5 protein-coding genes are annotated in these 4,121 nt (G+C 71.1%); 3 read left to right on the top strand and 2 right to left on the bottom strand.

The window, feature by feature from the left end; translation table 11 throughout:
- The first annotated feature begins 1 nt into the window (after window position 1).
- The 3 genes from FVE89_RS18470 (at window position 2) to FVE89_RS18480 (ending at window position 3,487) form a co-directional block, all read left to right on the top strand.
- A complete protein-coding gene (locus tag FVE89_RS18470) occupies window positions 2–1,432 on the top strand; it encodes a mannose-1-phosphate guanylyltransferase/mannose-6-phosphate isomerase (RefSeq protein WP_160535488.1) in 1,431 nt (476 codons plus the stop codon).
- Between the two features lie 134 nt (window positions 1,433–1,566).
- A complete protein-coding gene (locus FVE89_RS18475) occupies window positions 1,567–2,577 on the top strand; it encodes an SDR family oxidoreductase (protein ID WP_160535490.1) in 1,011 nt (336 codons plus the stop codon).
- Between the two features lies 1 nt (window position 2,578).
- Window positions 2,579–3,487 (top strand): alpha/beta hydrolase, encoded by a 909-nt coding sequence (locus FVE89_RS18480; protein WP_160535492.1) that lies wholly within the window; start codon window positions 2,579–2,581, stop codon window positions 3,485–3,487.
- Window positions 3,488–3,639: 152 nt separating this feature from the next.
- On the opposite strand, the gene FVE89_RS18485 is transcribed toward FVE89_RS18480, so the two are convergent.
- Window positions 3,640–3,870, bottom strand: coding sequence for a hypothetical protein (locus tag FVE89_RS18485; protein WP_160532660.1), 231 nt, complete (start codon window positions 3,868–3,870; stop codon window positions 3,640–3,642).
- Between the two features lie 113 nt (window positions 3,871–3,983).
- Window positions 3,984–4,121: sugar transferase (locus tag FVE89_RS18490; protein ID WP_160535494.1), on the bottom strand; the 138-nt coding region annotated here is incomplete at its 5' end.

The following is a 4,121-nucleotide window of genomic DNA, read 5'->3' on the forward strand; positions in this document are numbered from 1 at the left end:
CATGTCCCGATCATCTGCCCCGATTTATCCGATGATCCTGTGCGGGGGGACGGGAACGCGCCTGTGGCCGGCCTCGCGCGAGAGCATGCCGAAGCAGTTCGCCAAGCTGGTGGACGCGAAAGTCTCGACCTTCCAGGCCAGCCTGGAGCGGGTCGCGGACGCGGGTGTCTTCGCCAGGCCCACGGTGATCGCCTCGGCCGAGGCCCGCTTCATCGTCGCCGAGCAGCGCGACCAGCTCGGGCTCACCGCCGACATCCTGCTCGAGCCGCAGGGCCGCGACTCCGCCGCCGCCGTGGCGGTCGCCGCGATCCACGCCGCCGCGAGCGATCCGCAGGCCGTCGTCCTGATCATGGCCGCCGATCACGTCGTGCCCGACATCGCCGCCTTCGTGGATGCCGTGCGGCGCGCGGCCGAGGGGGCGCGGGCCGGCTTCACCATGACGCTCGGCATCGAGCCCGACCGGCCGGCGACCGATTACGGCTATATCCGCCGCGGCGAGCCGATCCACGAGGCGCCCGGCGCCGCCCGCGTCGCCCGCTTCGTCGAGAAGCCCGACCGGGCCGGCGCCGAGGCGCTGATCGCCGACGGCGCGTTGTGGAACTCCGGCTACTTCCTGTTCCGCGCCGATCTGATGCTGGCCGAGCTCGAAGCCTTCGCGCCCGAGGTGCTGGCGGCCGCCCGCGCGGCCTACGCGGCGGCGGTGACCGATCTCGACTTCGTGCGCCTCGATGCCGAGGCCTTCGCCAAGGCGCCCAAGATCTCGATCGACTACGCGGTGATGGAGCGCACCGCCCGGGCCGGCGTGCTGCCGGTGTCGTTCGCGTGGTCGGATGTCGGCACCTGGGACGCGGTCTGGCAGGTTCTGGATCACGACGCGGCCGGCAACGCGGTGCGGGGCCGGGTGTCGCTGATCGGGACGCGGAACAGCCTCGTGCACAGCCAGGGCGGCGGCCTGACCGCGGTGGTGGGCCTCGAGGACGTGGTGGTGGTCTCCACGCCCGACGCGGTGCTGGTGGCCTCGAAGGCGCATTCCGGCCAGGTGAAGGACCTCGTCAATGCCCTGCGGGCCTCGGGCGAGCCGGAGGCGGACGCGCATCTGCGGATGTACCGGCCCTGGGGCTGGTACCAGCGGATCGACATCGGCGAGCGGTTCCAGGTGAAGCGGATCCAGGTGGTGCCGGGCGGGCGGCTGTCGCTGCAGAAGCACTACCACCGGGCCGAGCACTGGGTGGTGGTGCGCGGCACCGCCGAGGTGACGGTGGACGAGCGGGTGACGCTGGTCCACGAGAACGAGGCGATCTACCTGCCGATCGGCTCGATGCACCGGCTGGCCAACCCCGGCAAGATCCCGCTGGAGCTGATCGAGGTGCAGGTCGGCTCCTATACCGGCGAGGACGACATCATCCGCGTGGAGGATATCTACGGACGCTGAACCCGACCACCCCTGCGACGCGATTGCCCGCCGCAATCCAGGAACATGCGGCGCTCCCGATCGATAGCAGAGCGTGCAGGCGCCGCGCGGCTTAAACCGCGCGCTGCCGCATGGCGAGGCATCGGGGACACAGCATGAAGCACAAGCCGCTCCGCGAGCAGGTCATCGTGATCACCGGCGCCTCCTCGGGGATCGGCCTCGCCACCGCCCGCATGGCGGCCGAGCGCGGCGCCCGGGTCGTGCTGGCGGCGCGCAGCGGCGATGTCCTGGCGCGCATTCAGGCCGAGATCGAGGGCATCGGCGGCAAGGCGATCCACGTCGTGGCCGATGTCGGCAACCGGGCCGACGTGCAGGCAATCGCCGACCGCGCGGTGGCGACCTTCGGCGGATTCGACACCTGGGTGAACGTGGCGGGGGGCTCGATCTACGGGACGCTGCGCGAAATCAGCGATTCCGACCACGAACGCCTGTTCCAGACCAACTTCTGGGGGACAGTGTTCGGCTCCCTGGTGGCGACCGAGCACCTGCGGCAGAGCGGGGGCGCCCTCATCAACGTGGGCAGCATCGCCTCGGACCTCGCCTTCCCGTACCAGGGCATGTACGCGGCCTCGAAACACGCCGTGAAGGGCTTCACCGATGCCCTGCGCATGGAATTGCTCCACGAGAAGGCGCCGGTCTCGGTCACGCTGATCAAGCCGGCCTCGATCGACACGCCCCTGCCCCAGCGGGCGCGCAACTACATGGACCGCGAGCCCAGCCTGCCGCCGCCGATTTACCCGCCCCAGGAAGTGGCGAATGCCATCCTGCACGCGGCCGTTCACCCGCAGCGCGACATCTATGTGGGCGGCGCCGGCAAGGCCTTCACGGCCGGCAAGGAATTCGCGCCGGGCGCCTACGATTATCTCGCCTCCGCGATCATCGCCCTCCAGAAGCGGGCGAGCGCGCCGCGCAACCCGGACGGCGCCCTGCACGCGCCCGTTCCCGCCGGCGAGACGCGCGGCGACCCGCCCGTGCCGGTGATGCGCACCAGCGCCTACACGCGGGCGAGCCTGCACCCGCTGGCGGCGGCCGCCGGTCTTCTCGGTGTCGGTGCGGCCACCGCGCTGGCGGTGATGGGGCCCGCCGGCCGCAGGCGGCGCCCGTAACATGGCAGCCGCAGCCGAACCCCTGCCCGGCCCGGCGGCCCCGATCCAGGAGGAGCAGCGCGATCCCCGAATCGTGCCGCGCCGGATCGTCCGGCTTTCGGACGAACGGACGATTGGCTACGCGGAAACTGGGTCCGGCCCCGATCTGGTGGCGATCCACGGGACGCTCATGTGTCTGGAGGATCTCTGGCTCGGGCCGGTGCCGGCCCTGGCCGAGCATTTTCGCGTTGTCGCGGTCGACCGGCCCGGCCACGGCTTCAGCCTGCGGCCACGTGGTCGTGGGGCCGATCTCTGGGATCAGGCCGCGTGCATCCGGGCCGCGGTGCGGCAGCTCGGTCTACGAAGGCCCGTGATCCTCGGCCATTCGTTCGGCGGGGCGGTCGCGCTGGCCTATGGCATGCTGCATCCGGAGGAGATCGCGGGCGTGGTTGCGGTCGCGCCGATCTGCTTCCCCGAGGCGCGCCTGGAGCATGTGCTGTTCGGACCTCGCGCCCTGCCCTTCGGCGGCGACCAGCTGTCCCGCATCCTGGGCGCGACCAGCGATAAGGCGCTGCTGCCCCTGCTCTGGAACGCCATGTTCTTCCCGGGAACGATGCCGGACTCCTTCGCGCGTCAATTTCCGTTCGATCTGGCGGCGCGGCCGGCGCAGATCACCGCCGAGGGCGAGGATGCCGGATGGCTTTGGCCGGGGCTCACCCGCAGCATGCTGAGCTATCCGACCCTTCAGGTGCCGGTGCGCCTCATCGCCGGGACCGCAGATCTGGTGGTGAACACCGACCTTCACGCCCGGCGCGCTGGGCGCCTGATCCCCGGTGCCCGCCTGGAACTGCTGGCGGGTTCGGGCCACATGCTGCACCATTTCCACGCCGAAACGATCGTGCGCGCGGCGCTCTCGCTTCGGCCATCGTAAAAGGGGCCGACGGATCGGTCGGCGGTTCGCGCGCAATCAGGCCGCCTGCGCGGTGCGCTCAACGGGCTGACGAAGATCGGGCTGCGCAAGGGCTTTTCGGCGATCACGATCAAGCGAGGTGAGACGCGCCTGGCTGTATCGGTACCCTGGCTTCACGTTTCGCCGCGCATGGGCCGCATGAGGGCACCGAGGAGGAAGCCGAGCTGCCCGCAGACCAGCAGGGCCAGCCCCCGGCGCATGCTGCCGCCGGTGCTGAGGTGGTGGATGTACACCCCGTAGGCCAGCTCGCCCGCCACCACGGGCAGGAACGCCAGCAGCCACCACACCGAGCCGAACCGGCCCAGCCCCAGCCCGAGCAGCGCGTTCAGCAACAGACCCTTCATCGCCGCCCGTCCCCGTCCCAGCCTGGGTCGGGTGGTAGACCGATCCCGAAGCCCGCGCCATCGCGTCCGGGCCTGCCTCAGCGCGATCCCGGCGTGTGTCCCCGCGACCCGCTCTAGCGGCTGCCGCGCTGGGCCAGCACCGCCGGGATGGTGCGCAGCATGATCGCGATGTCCCGGCGCAGGCTCCAGCGGCTGGCATAGTCCAGATCCAGCGCCACCCGCTCGGCGTAGCTCGTGTCCGAGCGGCCCGA

The sequence above is a fragment of the Methylobacterium sp. 2A genome (assembly GCF_009806555.1).
In the GTDB taxonomy this organism is placed as follows: domain Bacteria; phylum Pseudomonadota; class Alphaproteobacteria; order Rhizobiales; family Beijerinckiaceae; genus Methylobacterium.

Excerpts from the sequence above, each read along its gene's own strand:
- FVE89_RS18470 (WP_160535488.1), top strand. The coding sequence starts at position 2 with ATGTCCCGATCATCTGCCCCGATTTATCCGATGATCCTGTGCGGGGGG.
- FVE89_RS18475 (WP_160535490.1), top strand. The coding sequence starts at position 1,567 with ATGAAGCACAAGCCGCTCCGCGAGCAGGTCATCGTGATCACCGGCGCC.
- FVE89_RS18485 (WP_160532660.1), bottom strand. The coding sequence starts at position 3,870 with ATGAAGGGTCTGTTGCTGAACGCGCTGCTCGGGCTGGGGCTGGGCCGG.
- FVE89_RS18480 (WP_160535492.1), top strand. The coding sequence starts at position 2,579 with ATGGCAGCCGCAGCCGAACCCCTGCCCGGCCCGGCGGCCCCGATCCAG.